This window comes from Candidatus Thiodiazotropha sp. CDECU1, from assembly GCF_963455295.1.
Taxonomy (GTDB): Bacteria; Pseudomonadota; Gammaproteobacteria; order Chromatiales; family Chromatiaceae; genus Thiodiazotropha.
The window spans coordinates 2,811,791-2,828,281 of the sequence record NZ_OY734020.1 but is presented as its reverse complement, the minus strand read 5'-3'; the positions used below and the strand labels follow the sequence as shown (position 1 = coordinate 2,828,281).

At 54.5% G+C, this 16,491-nt stretch carries 12 protein-coding genes and 1 pseudogene; 2 read left to right on the top strand and 11 right to left on the bottom strand.

The window, feature by feature from the left end:
* Positions 1 to 47: 47 nt before the first annotated feature.
* From R2K28_RS12880 to aat, 10 genes and pseudogenes are all read right to left on the bottom strand, one after another.
* Complete coding sequence (locus tag R2K28_RS12880) at positions 48 to 719, bottom strand: TonB family protein (protein WP_316364893.1); 672 nt, start codon at positions 717 to 719, stop codon at positions 48 to 50.
* The gene (locus R2K28_RS12875) at positions 716 to 1,117 is read right to left on the bottom strand and encodes an ExbD/TolR family protein (protein ID WP_316364891.1); all 402 of its coding nucleotides are present in this window, start codon (positions 1,115 to 1,117) and stop codon (positions 716 to 718) included. The genes R2K28_RS12880 and R2K28_RS12875 overlap by 4 nt, the downstream gene beginning before the upstream one ends.
* Positions 1,107 to 1,769 carry a MotA/TolQ/ExbB proton channel family protein gene (locus R2K28_RS12870; protein WP_316364890.1) on the bottom strand — a complete coding sequence of 221 codons (663 nt, stop codon included), beginning with the start codon at positions 1,767 to 1,769 and terminating at the stop codon, positions 1,107 to 1,109. The genes R2K28_RS12875 and R2K28_RS12870 overlap by 11 nt, the downstream gene beginning before the upstream one ends.
* Entirely contained in the window at positions 1,766 to 2,476 is a 711-nt protein-coding gene (locus R2K28_RS12865) for a sulfite exporter TauE/SafE family protein (RefSeq protein ID WP_316364888.1), read from the bottom strand. Before R2K28_RS12865 ends, R2K28_RS12870 begins: the two co-directional genes overlap by 4 nt.
* Entirely contained in the window at positions 2,473 to 3,528 is a 1,056-nt protein-coding gene (locus R2K28_RS12860) for a 4Fe-4S binding protein (protein WP_316364887.1), read from the bottom strand. Before R2K28_RS12860 ends, R2K28_RS12865 begins: the two co-directional genes overlap by 4 nt.
* A complete protein-coding gene (locus R2K28_RS12855; RefSeq protein ID WP_316364886.1) occupies positions 3,525 to 4,310 on the bottom strand; it encodes a hypothetical protein in 786 nt (261 codons plus the stop codon). Before R2K28_RS12855 ends, R2K28_RS12860 begins: the two co-directional genes overlap by 4 nt.
* 11 nt (positions 4,311 to 4,321) lie before the next feature.
* On the bottom strand, positions 4,322 to 6,496 hold the full coding sequence (locus R2K28_RS12850) for a TonB-dependent receptor (RefSeq protein WP_316364884.1): 2,175 nt from the start codon (positions 6,494 to 6,496) through the stop codon (positions 4,322 to 4,324).
* A 307-nt stretch (positions 6,497 to 6,803) separates the two neighbouring features.
* Positions 6,804 to 10,643, bottom strand: a pseudogene (locus tag R2K28_RS12845) (beta-propeller domain-containing protein).
* A gap of 76 nt (positions 10,644 to 10,719) precedes the next feature.
* Entirely contained in the window at positions 10,720 to 11,469 is a 750-nt protein-coding gene (locus R2K28_RS12840) for an arginyltransferase (RefSeq protein ID WP_316364882.1), read from the bottom strand.
* A complete protein-coding gene (aat, locus tag R2K28_RS12835; RefSeq protein ID WP_316364879.1) occupies positions 11,463 to 12,182 on the bottom strand; it encodes a leucyl/phenylalanyl-tRNA--protein transferase in 720 nt (239 codons plus the stop codon). The genes R2K28_RS12840 and aat overlap by 7 nt, the downstream gene beginning before the upstream one ends.
* Before the next feature lie 239 nt (positions 12,183 to 12,421).
* Here aat and R2K28_RS12830 point away from each other — a divergent pair, with 239 nt between their 5' ends.
* Complete coding sequence (locus tag R2K28_RS12830) at positions 12,422 to 13,090, top strand: flagellar brake protein (protein ID WP_316364878.1); 669 nt, start codon at positions 12,422 to 12,424, stop codon at positions 13,088 to 13,090.
* Positions 13,091 to 13,427: 337 nt separating this feature from the next.
* On the opposite strand, the gene R2K28_RS12825 is transcribed toward R2K28_RS12830, so the two are convergent.
* Complete coding sequence (locus tag R2K28_RS12825; protein ID WP_316364876.1) at positions 13,428 to 14,384, bottom strand: acetylxylan esterase; 957 nt, start codon at positions 14,382 to 14,384, stop codon at positions 13,428 to 13,430.
* An 85-nt stretch (positions 14,385 to 14,469) separates the two neighbouring features.
* On the opposite strand from R2K28_RS12825, the gene R2K28_RS12820 reads away from it, so the two are divergent.
* Positions 14,470 to 16,485: a cyclic nucleotide-binding domain-containing protein gene (locus tag R2K28_RS12820; RefSeq protein WP_316364874.1), complete on the top strand. Its 2,016-nt coding sequence runs from the start codon at positions 14,470 to 14,472 to the stop codon at positions 16,483 to 16,485.
* The last annotated feature ends 6 nt before the right edge of the window (positions 16,486 to 16,491 follow it).

Below are 16,491 nucleotides of genomic sequence, written 5' to 3'. Positions count from 1 at the left end.
TAGTGTTAACAGGCCCTAGACTGCGGCTGAGCAAAGTGGGTAGCCAGCTATTTTTTGAGAGAATAGGCCATAGCGTAGTGAACCGGCATCGGGCATTCGATCTGTGATGGTGGTTGTGGCAGCGGTTGCGCGGCATCGATGGCCTTACCCGTAGCCTTTCGTAACAGGCTGTGAGGCCCTTTAATGGTCAGCTTTGATACCTTGCCGTCACAGGAGAGGTTGAAACTGACCTCGATCTTTCCCTCCATATTCCTGCGGCGCGCAATGGTCGGGTAGTGTTTTTTCGCTTCTATCATGGCCAGCAGTTGAGCCAGATACTGTTCTCGCAGATCGACCTTGGGCTGGACCCGTGGAGGAGGAGGTGGTCTTGCTAGTGGTTTTTCCTCGGGAAGGGTGACCGGTTTCGTCTCAGCAATGACAGGCTTGGGTATGGGTTTGGTCCGGTGCTTCTTTTTGATTTGCGGTTTTGCTTTCGGCTTCGGTTTGGGCTTTGGTTTGACGACCTGTTTGACGATGGGTTCTGGTGGTTGTGTGACCTCTGGGATGATTTCAGGGAGGGGTCTTTGAAATGTCAGTTGCACCAGCAGCGGTGGTTTCTCCAATTGTTCGATGGCCGCCTGTGTAATCATCTTGTCGGACCATTCTGTGACAAGCATGATATGCAATAGTAGTGAGATCGATAGCGCCAACAGACGCCAGCCGGCGCTTGTTTTGATCATGGCTTCTCTGTGAGTATGTCAAGGGAATCAGCGCCGGCACTGCGTGCCGCATCGATTACCCTCACCCCAGCGCCAAAGGCGGCGGCCTGATCACCCTTCAACCGAACATGACGTTTGTTGGGGGCGTGCAGGGCGCCGCGCAGGGTCTCTTCCAGGTTATCCATGGTCGCGGCCCGGCCATCCACCAGCAGTTCGCCATTGGGTAGCAGGGTAACCTCAACCGTGTCATCTTCCACACTGGGTTGGCTGCTCTCCGCCAGTGGCAGTTGGATGTCAATGGCCTCGTCTTCGATAAAGTGAGCGGTGAGCATGAAAAAGACCAGCAGCAGGAAGACAATATCGATCAGGGGGGTGAGATTGAGTACCTGGCTGGAGCGCCGCTTGAACTCATACTCCATCGGTGATGTTCTCCCAATGGTGAGTCTGTTGGGTCTCCGTAGCAGCCGTGGTTTCGTCACCGCGACGTTCAAGCAGCAGTGCGATGCAGCGGCTCATTCTCTGTGCCCGTCGTTCCACGCTGCCTTCCAGAAAGTGCAGCATCAACAGCAGGGGAATGGCTACCGCCAGACCCACACCGGTGGTGATCATGGCTTCCCAGATGCCGCCGGCAAGGGCCTGGGCATCCACTTTACCCCCTGCTTGTTCAATAACCATAAACGCCTTGATCATGCCGGTGATGGTGCCAAGCAGTCCGAGCAGGGGGGCTGTATTACCCAGGATGCCAAGGGTTCGCAGGCCAAACTCCATGCGCTGGATCTCCTCGCCCCGCACCCTCTCCCCGACACCGCGAAGATCTTTCACCCCCTCTGATTGGGCCGCCACGATGGCATGGATGATATTCGCTTCCGGCCCCTTGAGCTCGGATATTTGCTGTTTGGCCTGTGAGTCATCGAGTAGCTGTCCCAGTCTTGCAAGCCAGCTTTTAGGCAGTTGCCGCAGTCGCACGAAGAGAAAATAGCGTTCCATTATGATGGCCAGGCCGATGGATGAGTAGAGGGCCAGAATCCAGATGACCGGCCCGCCTTTGGCAAGGAGTTCAGTGATGTTCATGGTGTAATCCATCCAAATGCGGTGGCACTCCCGATCATGACGAGCAGTCCGACGCTGGTGTTTTCCAGGGCGGTTCGGTGGTGTGCCAGGTGAAATCTGATCTGATGTCCGAAATGGGCAACGCCGAAGGCGAAGATCAAGCTTGGAAGCGCCACTGCCCCAAGGGCAAAGCCGATCCCGAGGGAGGCGCCGGCGAGGAGACTGGCGCTGGTGGCCGCGGCAAGAATGATGGTGGTCAATGGGGCACAGGGATTGAGCGCCATGCCGAAACCCATCAGATAGAGGCTGCCTGGCAGGCTGCTGCGACCAATTGGGCGACTTTCCAGTGCTAATCTGTTTTCAATTATTACCGGGGTTGCCGTCGGGCAGGCCGATTTACATCCGCCACTGTCACGTCGCCAGAGTATGGAGAGGGCCACCAGAATCGTGGCGCCACCCAGGATCCAGCGAACCCAGGGCCCGGCAATCAGATCCTCCACCCAGAGACCGGCCCAACCTGCCGCTCCCGCCAGCATGGTGTAACCGCTGATGCGACCCAGGGAGAATGGGAGCAGGGTGCGCCAGGCCCCGCGTATGCCATTGTCGCTGGTGGTGAAGACCGGTCCCAGATAGGGGAGGCAGGCGATATTGCAGGGGCCGGCACCGAAACTGAGTCCCAGCAGCAGTGCGGCACCGAAGCTGAGACTGACCGGCTCGATGGGGATCATGACGATTTCGCCTCAGGTGCCGTGGGCCGTTTTTTGAACCAGGCGATGAGATTGCCCTTCTCCCATTGGGTCTGCTGTTTCTTGCGCCGCTTGAAGTATTGCGGACTGGCACTGAAGACAGGGAATACCGTGTATTTCAGTTGCAGCACGTCCTTTTCCGGACAGAACTCCACACAGCGGCCACACAGGGTACAGTCCTCGAAGATGACATTACGGCTCTCCATATCGGTGTGAATCTCATGGATATCCATGGGACAGGCCTTGGCGCAAAGACCGCAGCGATCGCAACGGGGGGTGGCACTCTTGACCAGGCGCAGCAGGCCGATTTTGCGAAATACCGCATGCAGGGCAAGCATGGGACAGATACGGCAGAAGGGCTGACGCACGGTGAGTGCCAGTGCGATCATCAGACCGAAGATAAAATCCCCCAGCAGTGACATCACGATGGTGGTGGTGTTGGCGGTGTCGAGGTAGACCTGCGAGGTATCACCGGTGGCCAGGGTGGTGAGGATACGGCTGGGGCAGATACGGCAGAAAGGATCGCCCAGATCGTGATTCAACATGCCCATGCCGGTTAGCAGGGGAAATGCGAAGACAAGCAGAAGCAGGATGAACCACTTCACCGGGCGAATTCGGCTGACCAGGCCCCTGGATAGGGACTCATGACGCTGCAATCCGAGTTTCTGGCCAATGATCTGCAGGATCTCCTGAAAGGTACCCAGGGGACAGACCCAGCCACAGAAGGCCTTGTTGAGTATCACGAAGAGGATCAGGAAGGTCCCCAGGGTAATCAGCGTCGGCAGAATACCCATCATCAGGTTGCCGCCATTGGCAATGGTCTCCCCCAGCCGATGATCCATCTGGTGCTGGATCGGGATCAGGGTGCAGAGATCGGCACCCTGATGATCATAGGCACAGCTCAAGGCGGGGAGGGAGCGGCTGATCTTGTCTTCCAGGTAGTAGCCGGTGACCAGTCCGCCATAGACGAAAAAGACAAATGTGGCGATCTGTACCAGTTTACGCAGCACGGAGAGGTTAAACAGACTGCTCATTTCGCATCTCCCGCCTTCTTAACGCGGCCGATGAAGCCACCGGCAATAAATCCGATACCGACCACCAGCAGTCCCAGCGGTGCCGACTGCCAATGCTCGGGCGAGACCCGATAGCCGGCGCTGAGCTGGGTGGTGAAACGCCGATCGCCCTGTAGGTATTCGCTGCTGACGGCAAAATCCCCCACTCTGCGATCCCGCTCCCCCTCCACCAATCCTGGAAAGTCGTCGGGGATGCGAAACTCCACCCGGCCTGTTGCATCGGTGGTGGCCGAGAGATGGCTGCCGTTGGCGGTCTGCAATTCGACCTTCTGATCGCCGACAGGCTGGCTCTGGAAACGCAGTAGAAATCCCCACGTCTGTCGCGAGTGGTAGCGATAGTGCTCCCGCGGGATCGGATCGGGGACGATCTCAAACTCGGTCTTCTGCTGGGCAGCCAGCCTGGAGGGGCTCTGTTTGCTGGGAGGACCGTGCCGGTACTCATAACGGATCACCACCTCCTTGTGATCACCCCAATCCTTCTCTGCCAGGATGGCGTGGTAGTTGTCCATCCCGGTCTTGGGTAGGGTGACGCCACCATGTTCCAGGGTGAGCGGCTCGGTGGAGAGATCGGGCTTCCACAGGGTGATGGTGGCGTTCTCGCCATTCTCCAGGATGATGCGTTTTTCCCCACCACGGTGGTGGGAGGGCTCGGGGGCTGGGTTCTCTCCATCCGCCGCAAATGCCACTCCGGAGAGTGGCAGCAAAGAGACGCATATAAAGACAGCTAACAGTCGCCTGTTCATTGGATCCATTCCTAAAAGTTATAGCTGTAGCTCAGCATGGCGTTACGCGGTGAGGCTGCCGAGTAGGTCTTGTCGCCGCTGGTGCTTTTCTTCACTTCGAGGGCGTAGAGTTTGTCGAACAGGTTCTCCACATTCAGCGAGATGTTGTGAGGGCCGGACTGGTAGCTCAGCAGCAGGTTGGTGACAAAGTCATAACCAGCGTACTTTTCCGTATTTGCATTGTCGACGTAGTAGCTGCCCCAACTGTTGCTGCGCAATACCGCTTTGAATCCAGCCGGATGGCTATAACCTATGCCGAGACCATATTGTTGTCGCGGAATGAAAGGCAGTTGGTTGCCGGAACGATCGACTGGTGTCTGGGTTCTGCCTGTGCGTACCAACTCCTCAAAATCAGTGAAGCTGTAGTCACTGTAGGCAAAACTGCCTTCCAGCCAAAAATGGCGGTCCAGGTCATAGCGCCCGCTAAGTTCAAATCCTTTCTTCAGGGTCTCACCGGCGTTTTGGAATTCGGTGGTAAGATCCTCATTCAAGACAGAGACGATCTCATCGCTGACCGTGGTTCGATAGAGGGCGAGGTCGAAGGACCAGGCTTGGGCCCGCCCTTTCACTCCGACCTCCAGATTGCGCGCGGTGGCGGCATCGAGTTTGACGTTGCTTTGAATCTCCGACTCCGAGGGAACCTGACCCGATTGTGCAATCACACCATACAGATTCAACAACTTGTTGAGTTCATAGGTCAGACCCAATTTAGGCGAGAACAGATTGAAGGTCTTGTCGGTATTGGTGATCTCAGGATCTGCGAAGAAGGTATAGCTTGATGCACCCCAGCTATATTCGCCATAAGCGGTATTATCGATATCGAAGTGGTTGCGGTCGTAGCGAAAGCCGATGTCGATGCTGGTGCGCTGATTCGGTTGCAGGGTCTCCTGGATAAAGAAACCATACAAGGTATTGGTCGCATCCTCCTCTTCGAGCAATTCACCCGCCTCATCGGAGTTGGTATGCAGGATGGTTTCCGGACCCATTGGATTCCAGGCCGGTGGTGGACTGGTTTCAACATCCGCATAGGTGAACTTCTTGGCACCCTGTGTGTCGTCACGTCGGGCGGTCACACCGGCAACCAGGGTGCTTGCTCCCCAGAGTTGATGCTTGTAGGCAATCTCCAGATCGGTACCGATTACATCGGTGCCCGGATTATCATTGATTGCGCCGGTTACCGGATGGTAGTGATCCCAACGATTGGCATAGATGCGCGGCTTCAGGGTCAGGTTTCCCAGCTCCTGTTCATAGCGTGAGTTGAAGAACCAGATCGTGGAGTAGCGGCCGCTGTGTTGCCAGGGACTGCTGGTGGTGTCTTTCTGCTCACCTGTGTCGAGGTAACGCTCGAATTCACTATCATCCATCGAGCCTGGTAACTGCAGATCCGCTTCGTGATAACTCAGTTCGGATTCAAGGGTGGCGCCATTGTCGAGCAGATAACCGTGTTTGAAGGCGAGCTGTTTGGATTCGAACTCGTTCCAATCCCGCCAGTCGTTGTCGCTCTTGCGATAGGAGGCGGTGAGGGAGAAGGCGTTGCTTTCGTTGATGTCACCGGCCAGACGACCGTGCAGATTGCTCTGTCCGAACTGACCGACGCCCAGCTTGACCCGGTTGCTGTCGGTGTCGAATACGGATTTGGAGATGATCTGGATGGTGCCGCCGGCAGAACCGGCGCCGAACAGGGATCCCGGTCCTTTGGTGATCTCGATACGCTCGATGTCCTGGGTATCGATAAAATCGAAGCGGGAGAAGCTGTCCGGATCGGTCATCGGCACACCGTCGCGGATGACCATGATCTCACGCACCCCATAGTTGGCCTTCTGTCCGGCGCCGCGAATGATGAGGCGGCTGTCGTAGGCGGAGTTTTTGGAGTTGATCAACACCCCGGGGCTGCCTTGAATGGCATCCTTGATATTGAACATCTTTTCGTTTTCGATGCGCTCGGAGTCGATCACATCGATGGAGCCTGCAACATCCTGGGTGCGTCGTTCGACCCGGGAGGCGGTGACACTGATGACATCATACTCTTGGTCACTGTCAGGCGCTGTGGTTTGGTCTTCTTCTTCTGCAAAACCGCCGTGATGAAAAAGAACTAATAGGAGAATGAGGGGGTAATTGATCTTATTCTTTCTTGGTAAGCGCTTCATACAACTTCATATCCGAATCTATCAGGCAGAGGATCACCTCAATGTGCCTTTGACCTGGGGAAAAACAGTGCATCCATGGACAGTGATTCAAGATACAGAGGCAAATAGCGGACCAATCACTAAGCTCTAGATTTGTAAGTGATTAATAGATTGGGAAAGCTGGGGGTATGGGGCATATCACCCAATAACGGGTCATATCGCATGAAGTTGCCTGGAGAAGGCTCAACCCCACTTCAGCGGTGGCACAGGATCGGACCCATGGCCAGGGTAAGGCCTTATGGAAAAAAGTTACAAGTCTTGTGGTGCGTCAATAGAGATATTCGAAATTATCACTCGGCAGCTCGATCTCCGCCAGATTGGTGTTCGGTGCGGCCAGGTCGTTGACCAGCATACCCCGGCCGCTGATGGAGTAGATATAACTGTTCATCGCGTCATCGCCAACAAAGAAACTCCTGCGTACATTCTCCGGATAGTAGAATCTATCGCTGTCTGAATCCAGATAGAAGATGTCATGGTCGATGGCGGCATAGGGTTCTATTCCCGCCTGGGCAGTGACTCTGAACAGCTCCAGTCCATTGAATATGTCGTTGTAACCAAATGTGGTGCCGGTCAAGGCGTTGCCCCATGCCGTGATCGGGATTGCAAGCATCTTCTCCTGCTCGAACCAGGTGAAGGCGTGGTGGTTGTAGGCGGCTTCGGTGTAACTGCTGCTGCCTACAAGATGATCGTATAACAGCGTTGGCTGGGCGAAATCACTGATATCGAACAGGCTGAGCTTGATACTGCTGCCTTCGCGGCCCACGGCGAGAATCATATCCTCCTCGATGGGGTGCAGGTAGGTGGAGAATCCCGGCACCTCCAGTTCACCCGCAACCAGCGGATTCCGGGCATCGCTGAGATCCAGGGTGATCAGGGGATCGATCTGCTGGAAGGTCACCACATAGCCCTTCTCCTCATCGAAGCGTACCGCATATACCTCTTCACCGGGTTTGCCGAGACCCTCCAAATAGGCGCGCTCTGCCAATTGCTCTCCCGATTGGGCCAGTACATACAACCGGTTGTTTGTTTCCCATGACCACCAGTTGCGCTCAGACGTCACCAGGCGCAACGCACCCTGGTGTTCATCCATGGCGAATTGATTCAGCAGATGGCCCTCGACACGACCACTGGCAAGATATTGGGGGGACGATTGTAGACTGAATTTATGGATGGTGGTGGTAACTGTCTGATCAGCGCCCCCCATTATTACCGGCAACCAGATCCAGGCATAATCCTCCGTACTGGCGATGTAGAGGTTCTCCTGGTTGGCATACACCAAACCGGTGTTGCCCAGTATGGTCTGGCTGGAAATATCCGCCAGCGGGTTTGCCAGATCGAAATTGAGAATGGTCAGGGTGCCGGTGCCGTTGGGGATCTCGGGCCGGTAGATGTCGTCACAACCACAGATTGCCGAGGTGGCGGGTTGACTAGCTGTTCCGGGCGCTGTGTTGTCGGCCTGTATGGGCAGCAGCGCATCGATCTCCACATTGACCGGATCGTCAAGGGCAGGATTCAGATCCAGAAGGGCGCTCACAATCATATATACCTGCTGACCGATCCTGCGCGCATCCACATAGCTCGACTCAAATACGCTCTCCCTGATCAGGGCAGGTTGCGCTGGATCGGTGACCCGGAACAGGGATACCTTGGTCATCTGGTAAACCCTGGGTGCGAAATCCGCTGCAAGACTCTCGGTGAATTACGGGTAGCTGGATTGGGTCAGATCACTCACCACCCATACCATATCCTCATACAGGAACAGTGCCCGGGGCGTGCCGTCGATCGCTGTTCTCGATAGCTCCTGGCTCTGGGCCGCAGGCCAGGTTTGCAGGACCAACAAATTTCCCCCGGAGAGCAGATAGGTATGGTTTCCATCGGTCTTGATGAAGTCCGCCTCATCCACCCCGACAACCTGATTATTGGTGCCGGTCACACTGTTGACGGAGGGTTGTGAATCGGTCTGTCCCGCGTCGAAATCCGGCAGCGGGGCGGGTCCAGAGATGGGTGCGCTGCTGAAATCACTCCCGGACGAGGCGCCTGCGTAAGACAAAAGCTCATTCTGCTGTTGATTGGTATCGATCAGAAATGACTTAACCTCATCACAACTATCGAATCGGGTCAGCTGCGCCGCGTTGAATAGATAGACATAGTCGCTATCGGTCGGTAGCTCTATCTGTGCCAGGTTGACATCCGGTGCGGCGAGGTCGTTGACCAGTAATCCACGCTCGCTGATGGAGTATAGATAACTGTTCATAGCCTCATCAGAGACAAAGAAACTCCTGCGGATGCCCTCGGGATAGAGCCATCTCGAGTTGTCTTGATGTTGATAGAAAATATCGTGGTCAATGGCGGCATAGGGTTCTATCCCCTGCGCTGCGGTGACCCTGAACAGCTCCAGCCCATTGAATATGTCATCCGTATCGAACACCGCTTCCAGTGCCGAGCTGTTCCAATGGGTGACCGGGATCGCCAGCATCTGCTCCTGTTCGAACCAGGTGAAAGCATGATGGTTGTAGACAGCCTCGGAGTAACTGCCGGCACCGATCAAATGTTCACTGAGCAACGCCGGTTGGGCGAGATCACTGACATCGAACAGGCTCAGCTTGATACCGTTGGTAGCCGTATCCTGACCGATGGCGAGAATCAGCTCCCCCTCGATGGGGTGCAGATAGGTGGAAAATCCCGGCACCTCCAGTTCTCCCGCGACCATGGGGCTGGCGGCGTCACTGAGATCCAGGGTGATCAGGGGGTCGATCCGTTCAAAGGTCACCAGGTAGCCCTTATCCTCATCGAAGCGTACCGCATACACGCTCTCACCAGGCTTGCCCAGACCATCCAGCCTCGCACGCTCTATCAGTTGCTCACCCGACTGCTCCATGACATAGAGTCGGTTTTCAGGATCGGCATTGGTCCACCAGGTCTGTTCGGTGGTCACCAGGCGTAATACACCCTGATACTCATCCATGGCGAACTGGTTGAGCAGATGGCCATCGACACTTCCGCTGGCAAGATATTGGGGGCTCGATTGAAGACTGAATTTATGGATGCTGGTGGAGGGTGTCGGATGCTCCTCCCCATCCATCAGTGGCTGCCAGAGCCAGTGATGGTCCTGGATACTGGCGATGTAGAGGTTTTCCTGATTGGCATAGACCATGCCGCTGTTACCCAGTATGGTCTGGCTGGAAATATCCGCCAGCGGGTTCGCCAGGTCGAAGCCGAGGATCGACATGGTGCCGGTGCCATTGGCGGTTTCGGGTCGATAGACTGCGTCGCAGCCGCAGATCACCGAGGTGGTGGGTTCGGTATTCGTGGAGGGGGCGGTGTTATCGGCCAGGGTGGGCAAGAGTTCATCGACCTCGACACTCGCGGGATCCTCAAGCACAGGGCTTAAATCGAGTTGCGCTGTGACAATCAGATAGACCTGCTGCTCAACCATGCGTGCATCCACATAGAGCGATTCAAGTACGGTCTCTCTGATCAGCACAGGTTGCGCGGGATCGCTGACCTGGAGCAGAGTGATCTTGGTCATCTGGTTGATGCGGGGTGCGATGTCCACCGCCAGGCTCTCCTCGAACTGGGGGTAGCTGTGCTGGAACAGATCACTTACCACCCAGACGACATCGCCGCTTAAGAAGAGTGCCCTGGGTGTGCCATCGATCTCTGTTCTGGAGAGCTCCTGGCTCTGATCCGCCGGCCAGGTCTGTAAAATCACCAGATTCCCGCCAGAGAGGAGATAGGTATAGTCACCGTTTGTCTTGACGAAATCCGCCTCATCCACACCAGCGACCTGATTATTGGTGCCGGTTACACTATTCACGGCTGGTTGCCCTGAGCTGCTATCCGAGATTGTCTCAGGGGAACTGCTGAAGTCCTCCTGGGGTATCACCGATGAGTTTTGCACATAGTCCAAAAGCGCATCCTGCTGCTCGGTTGTACTGATCAGGTATGACTTCAACTCATCACAATGGTCGAACTGTTTCAGGGCTGTACCAGTATCAACAGTTGTAGGTGTGGTCTGATCACTATCGGATGAGTTGCAACCACTTAGAAGAGAGAGGAGCGTGCTTAGGAGGATAGCGGAGATGCTGCGTATGATAGGTTTGGACATCAATGTCTCCAGCGATGTATCGCTTACCAGAGAAGGATAGCTTGATGGCTACAGGTCAGACTTCAGGGTCTATGCCCTAGCCGGGATTCCTGAGTTCAGTATGATCTATCCATTGTTGACCTGTCCAGGCCTGAAACGGGCGAAAACGTGATTTATATTTCATCTTGTCGCAGGCCTCGATCCAGAATCCCGGATAGACCCATTCCAAGCCGAGTCTCCGCGCATGGTCGATCTGCCACAGCAGGGCGAAGATACCCAGTCCCTCCCGTGACATCTCCGGATCGAAGAACGTATACACCGACGAGGTGCCGTTGGGCAGCAGATCACTCACGGCGACAGCGGCCAACTTGCCTGCCTTGCTAAACTCGATAAAGCGGGTTTCAGCCCAGTCACAGGTTAGAAACTGAGTATATTGTCCCGGGCTGTTGCATGCCATGGCGCCATCGGGATGACGTTCCAGCAGGTATCGCTGATAGAGTTGATAGTGAGCTTCCTTGAATTCGGCCGGGCCGGAATTCACCTCATACAGGGGCAGGTTGCGATTCCAGATGCGACGTTGACTGCGAGAGGGTTGAAATCGTGCTGTTGCTATCCTGAGTGAAATACAATCATTGCAGTGGGGGCAGGCAGGTTGATAGAGATAGCAGCCACTGCGGCGAAACCCCCGGTCTATCAACTGCTGATAGAGGTGATGGGAGACCTGGGCATTGGGGTCGAGAAACAGATTGCGCGCTTCCCGCCCGGCTAGATAAGAGCAGTCGTGAACCTGACTCATGTAGAGGGCATAACTCCCCTCTTGTTCAAATCCAGGAGGAGAATTCAACATTCCTCGATCTCGGGATAGAGTTTACCCTCGTCGGCCCAACTGCCTGTCCATCCCTCCAGTCGGGTCCAACGATACAGGTCGGCACAAAAAATGGCCCTGGGTATCTCTTCGGCACCCAAACTGGCCAGGTGTTTGGTATAGACTTGACAATCGATCATCTTGAACCCCCACTGGGTCAATTTATGACTGAGGTGAACCAGGGCGATTTTTGAACTGTCGGTAGCGCGACTGAACATCGATTCGCCAAAGAAGACCCCACCTATGGTCATGCCGTAAAGACCACCCACGAGCACATCTTTGTGCCACACTTCAACGGAGTGGGCGTGTCCAAGCTTATGCTGCTGGCGATAGGCATCGATCATCTCGGGTACCAGCCAGGTTCCTGGTGAATTTTCACGCGGTGCCGCACAACCTTGGATGACCGCCTCGAAATCGTGATCAAAGGATACTTTATAGACCTTTTTTCTTAGCACTTTTCTCAGACTGCGACTGATTTTGATCTTTTCAGGATAGAGCACCGTACGGGGATCGGGTGACCACCAGAGGATAGGCTCGCCCTCTGTGAACCAGGGGAATATGCCCAGCTGATAAGCCTGAATCAGCCGTTGGGGTGTAAGATCACCACCCACGGCCAACAACCCGTCGGGCTCCCTTTCGGCGAGGGAGACGTCAGGAAATGGCGTGTCCGGATTGTTGTCGAGCACGAAAATCATCGTTTGCCGTTTTAAAGGGCTTAAAGTAACCTTATCAGTTACTTGTTTTTAAAGTAAAAAAATTCGCATTATTCTTGGTGCCTGTAAACTCGGGTTAAGTGCTCACTGGCAATTGTTTTGAGTTTACAGGCCCTTGACTGAACTATTGATTGCCACTGACTATTATGTGCTAAATCATAGCAGTTGGTTATTATCGATTTGTGGCTCAATACTAACATAAGCCGTGTGGGAGTGAGGCCTTGCCAGACAGAGTCAGATACTTGCAGATAGGTGATGTGCTGCAACTGCAGTTTGCGCCACCAAGTGAAAACGTGGAGCGTTTTGCAGCAACTCTTATCGGTTTCATGCCGGGACAGAGTCTGGTGATAACTACCCCCCGTAAAAACGCAAGACCAATTATCGTTCGAGACGGTCAGAGCTTTACGGTGAGAATGCTACAGGGCAGCAATATCTTCGGTTTTGTTGCTCAAGTGCTGAATGCCTCATCAAAACCCTATCCCCATCTGCATCTCTCCTATCCATCGGATGTGGAGAGTGCAGTGGTGCGTAACGCCCCCCGTGTGCCGACTGAAATCGACGCACAAGTGGTCAGGCCTAAGGATGCCTCGGGGAACGAGGTGGAGCAACCTGTCATCATTACCGATATCAGTAGTACCGGGGCACGGGTGATTGATAAGCAATCCCTGGGTAAAGTCGGGGATGTATTGCAGGTTATGTATACCTTGAAGGTGTGTGGCGGAGAAGACACCTTGAAAATAATGAGCGTGATCCGCAATATTCGTGAGGTGGCGGCAGGGGAAGGGCGAAAAAATTATATCCATGGATTGGAATTTCGTGGTCTGAATCGATTTCAGCAATTGGTGCTCTGCTCCTATGTCCTGGGGAGTATCGCCAGGGAGCGGGGTTGATCCTGCTCTACTATCTGTTTCTCCTCATCTGTAGCTCCTTGAGCGTATTCTTTTTTGCACTCTACATCCGATCAAAACAGACACAGCAGGCGCTGACTGCCGTTTTGCTGGTGGTGCCAGTAGTCTATGAGGGGTGGGTGCTGCAAAACTGTACGGGTGAATGCAATATCAGAGTTGATTTGATTCTGCTGTTTCCTGTTGAGTTATTGGTTCTTTCCGCACTATCTATCCACTCGTGGAGGCAATACAAAAAAAAGTCTCTGCATCAATGAGAAAGTGATGAATAGGGTTGTACGGCCCAATAGGGGTAGAGGTTATCTTCCTCAGGTGCAGGCGTTCAGCTTGTTGGAAACGGTATCGAACCGAAATCCTCACTGACCCCTTCAATCGTCAGCTTCAGCCAATACTGTTCGAAACTATCCCAAAGACGCTCCTCCGGCAGATCGGTATGACTGACGGGAAACTCCATAATCTCCTTCTTCCCGGTAAGGTGATTGGCGATGGCGTAGACGGTCTTGGCAGGTACCACATCGTCTTTCAGTCCCAGACCGACGAGAGCGGGGCAGTGCACGCCATCGGCAAAGTTGACAGGATCAAAGTAACGCATCACCAGCATCACATCGTCCAAGCGCTCCGGATGGTTGGCTAGATAGTGGTTGATCTGGGCCCCTGAGCCTGATTTGACAAAGATATAACGGCCTTCAGTCCAACCGAATGTGGGTACGCCCACTGCAAGCAGGTCCGGCGCACCCAGTACCGCTGCGGATTTAAGGGCCAGGGCACCGGCAAAACTGACACCCTGATAGGTATGATGGGTGGTCGAATTGAGCAGCAGTCGTTCTGCGACCCTGGCGCCTTGTATATAGTCGCAGACTGCACCTCGGATGACCGAGGTTTCAGGTGATTGGATACCGGTCAATACCCAGCCCCAGTGAGATGGCTCCCGGAGGGCGTCATGGGAGAGGCCAAAGCCACGAATATCCACCCCAAAGCAATTCAGTCCGCTGCTTGCCCACGACCACTGCGGCATGCATCGACCGCCGTATCCATGGCTGTAGACGACCAGCGGCCGGGGCAGATCGTCTTTCCAATGGATGAGCTGCCCGCTAATGCGTATACCGTCCAAGGACAGAAAATCAACATACTCCAATACAAGGTTGGGGTGACTGGATGAATGTTCCTTACTTGAAATAACCGGATCGGGATCGATTGTGTCCAGTTTGTGTAGTGTTTCCTGCCAGAAAAGATCAAAATCCTTTGGCTTTGTGTGATCCGGTTTGAATTGGCGCCGCATGTATCTACTATAGATTAGTAATAGGGGTGAGGTTAGAAGTGCCCGATTAATAATAACTAGACAAAGGTCTCCATGGGTAACCGCAATGGTTGAAGCGTCTGAATTTTCTAAACTCGCATTCTTCCAGGATATCGACCCGGATGTGATCGACTATCTTGCTGAAGGCACCGAAGTGAGGCATATGGATCCAGGGGAGATTCTGCTGCATCAGCACGATCGGGCCATCTCACTCTATTTTCTCTTGAGCGGAAAGGTGCAGTTTCTGATCCATGTGGCAGGCATGGATGATCTCCTTGTGGGCACCGACAGGGAGACAGGGGCCCTGATCGGCTGGTCAGTGTTTCGCGCGCCCTACCGTCATACCGTAACGGTACGCTGTGAAACGGAGTGCAGTGTAATGCGCATTCCGAGAAATCTGCTGGCTGAGTTGATGCAGGAGTCGCCGCGCATCGCCTATACCCTGCTGCGTCGTGTGGCCGTGGTCCTGGCACGTCGACTTGAGTACAACAGGGACCGTCTGATCGCCAGCAGTGGTGTCGAGGGCAGGGCAATGGTGGAACCTGGTGCCTCGGTTAAGGCCAAGGGATCAAACCCGCTTATGGATTATGAAAACCTGGGCAGTGACCAAGACTCAACCTTCCGTTTTTTGCGCCATGCCACTTTTTTCGAGGCCATGTCAGATCAACATCTCCGATCCATGCTCTCCCTGGGGCGAATGATTCGCGTTGATCCCGGCACTACCCTGTTTCAACAGGGAGAGGAAGCGGAGGCCTTCTACCTGCTCGTCAGTGGCCGGGTGGAGCTCTGGTATTGCAGCAGCGAAGGCAAGGTCTGTATTTTTCTCAATAGCTTGGAGAGCACCGGACAGGCATTCGGCTGGTCCGCACTGGTCAATCCCAATCACTATCAGGTATCCGCAATCGCCAGCGATACAGTCTGTGCCCTGGTATTCACCGCGGAGGCACTCACGGATCTGTGTCGACAGGATCCATTATTCGGCACGGAGCTGATGGAGCGCGTGATCTGGTTGATCGGCAACCGGCTGCGGATGGCACGCACCCAACTGATTGCAAGGCGCTACCACAAAGAGACCCTGGCGGTGAAGGCGCTACTGGAACAGAATGCCGATACCCTGCACGTCACGTCGCCACTGCATAAAATCCCCTATCTGCTGGAGAACCGGCTGACCCTCTCCGATGCATTCGGTACCTTGGAACTGATCCGTAATCACGGCGACGATGAGAATGAGCGTAACCTGGCGAGATTGTCATTGGATATCCTGGAAAAGGTCCATGATGAACTCCATTTTTACCAGGGATTGCAACGCATCTATGAAAGTGTCGCCAATGCGCCTGTGGATCAAACCCCAAGGGAGGTGAGACACCACTGTATGCAGGCGTTCAAGGCACTGTTTGAGAAGACATGCTACGCGGTGACAGGGGAGGAGCATTTGCCGGACAGCTCAGGACATCTGTTTATCATGAACCACCTGGAAAACCATGCCGACAATATGCTGCCCAACGATTTTCGCCTGACCCTGGATACCCACTTCGTCTCCAGTATGCTGATCTATCCGAAATACCATGAAGCGCCGATCAGGGTGGTGAAAAAACCTGAACTCGACTGGTATGGTTTTCAGCAATATTTCGACCGCCTTGAGTACCTCTATGTCTATCCGGGCGAGGTGGATGAGGAGGATCGCGATCATCACTTGACCCGGGAGCTACGTAACCGCCAGTTCGTGGATCAGGCATTGGCGAGGCTGAAACAGGGAGACAACATCATCATCTGCCCGGAGGGGCGTTGCTACTATACGGAAGAGTCGCCCGGTCCATTCAAGGCCGGGGTATTCCGCCTGGCGCTGGCAGCCGAAACTGAGCCGCTGATCGTACCCATCGCAGTCGCCAATTTCGATAAGCGACTGACGCGCACCTGTACCGCAGCGATTGTCTTTCCCCCTTTCAGGGTGAGCGACCACCTCCAGGACAGGGAAGATCCTCAGTCGCTGTCTGATTTTATTCAGACCGTCAACGAGTGGTATAAGGGTTATGTCAGACAGGCCATCGAACTGGCGGAGAGACATTACGAGACTCTGCAGTGAGGCATT

Bases quoted from the DNA above. Each gene is read 5' to 3' on its own strand.
- R2K28_RS12880 (WP_316364893.1), bottom strand. From the start codon at position 719: ATGATCAAAACAAGCGCCGGCTGGCGTCTGTTGGCGCTATCGATCTCA.
- R2K28_RS12875 (WP_316364891.1), bottom strand. From the start codon at position 1,117: ATGGAGTATGAGTTCAAGCGGCGCTCCAGCCAGGTACTCAATCTCACC.
- R2K28_RS12870 (WP_316364890.1), bottom strand. From the start codon at position 1,769: ATGAACATCACTGAACTCCTTGCCAAAGGCGGGCCGGTCATCTGGATT.
- R2K28_RS12865 (WP_316364888.1), bottom strand. From the start codon at position 2,476: ATGATCCCCATCGAGCCGGTCAGTCTCAGCTTCGGTGCCGCACTGCTG.
- R2K28_RS12860 (WP_316364887.1), bottom strand. From the start codon at position 3,528: ATGAGCAGTCTGTTTAACCTCTCCGTGCTGCGTAAACTGGTACAGATC.
- R2K28_RS12855 (WP_316364886.1), bottom strand. From the start codon at position 4,310: ATGAACAGGCGACTGTTAGCTGTCTTTATATGCGTCTCTTTGCTGCCA.
- R2K28_RS12850 (WP_316364884.1), bottom strand. From the start codon at position 6,496: ATGAAGCGCTTACCAAGAAAGAATAAGATCAATTACCCCCTCATTCTC.
- R2K28_RS12840 (WP_316364882.1), bottom strand. From the start codon at position 11,469: ATGTTGAATTCTCCTCCTGGATTTGAACAAGAGGGGAGTTATGCCCTC.
- aat (WP_316364879.1), bottom strand. From the start codon at position 12,182: ATGATTTTCGTGCTCGACAACAATCCGGACACGCCATTTCCTGACGTC.
- R2K28_RS12825 (WP_316364876.1), bottom strand. From the start codon at position 14,384: ATGCGGCGCCAATTCAAACCGGATCACACAAAGCCAAAGGATTTTGAT.
- R2K28_RS12820 (WP_316364874.1), top strand. From the start codon at position 14,470: ATGGTTGAAGCGTCTGAATTTTCTAAACTCGCATTCTTCCAGGATATC.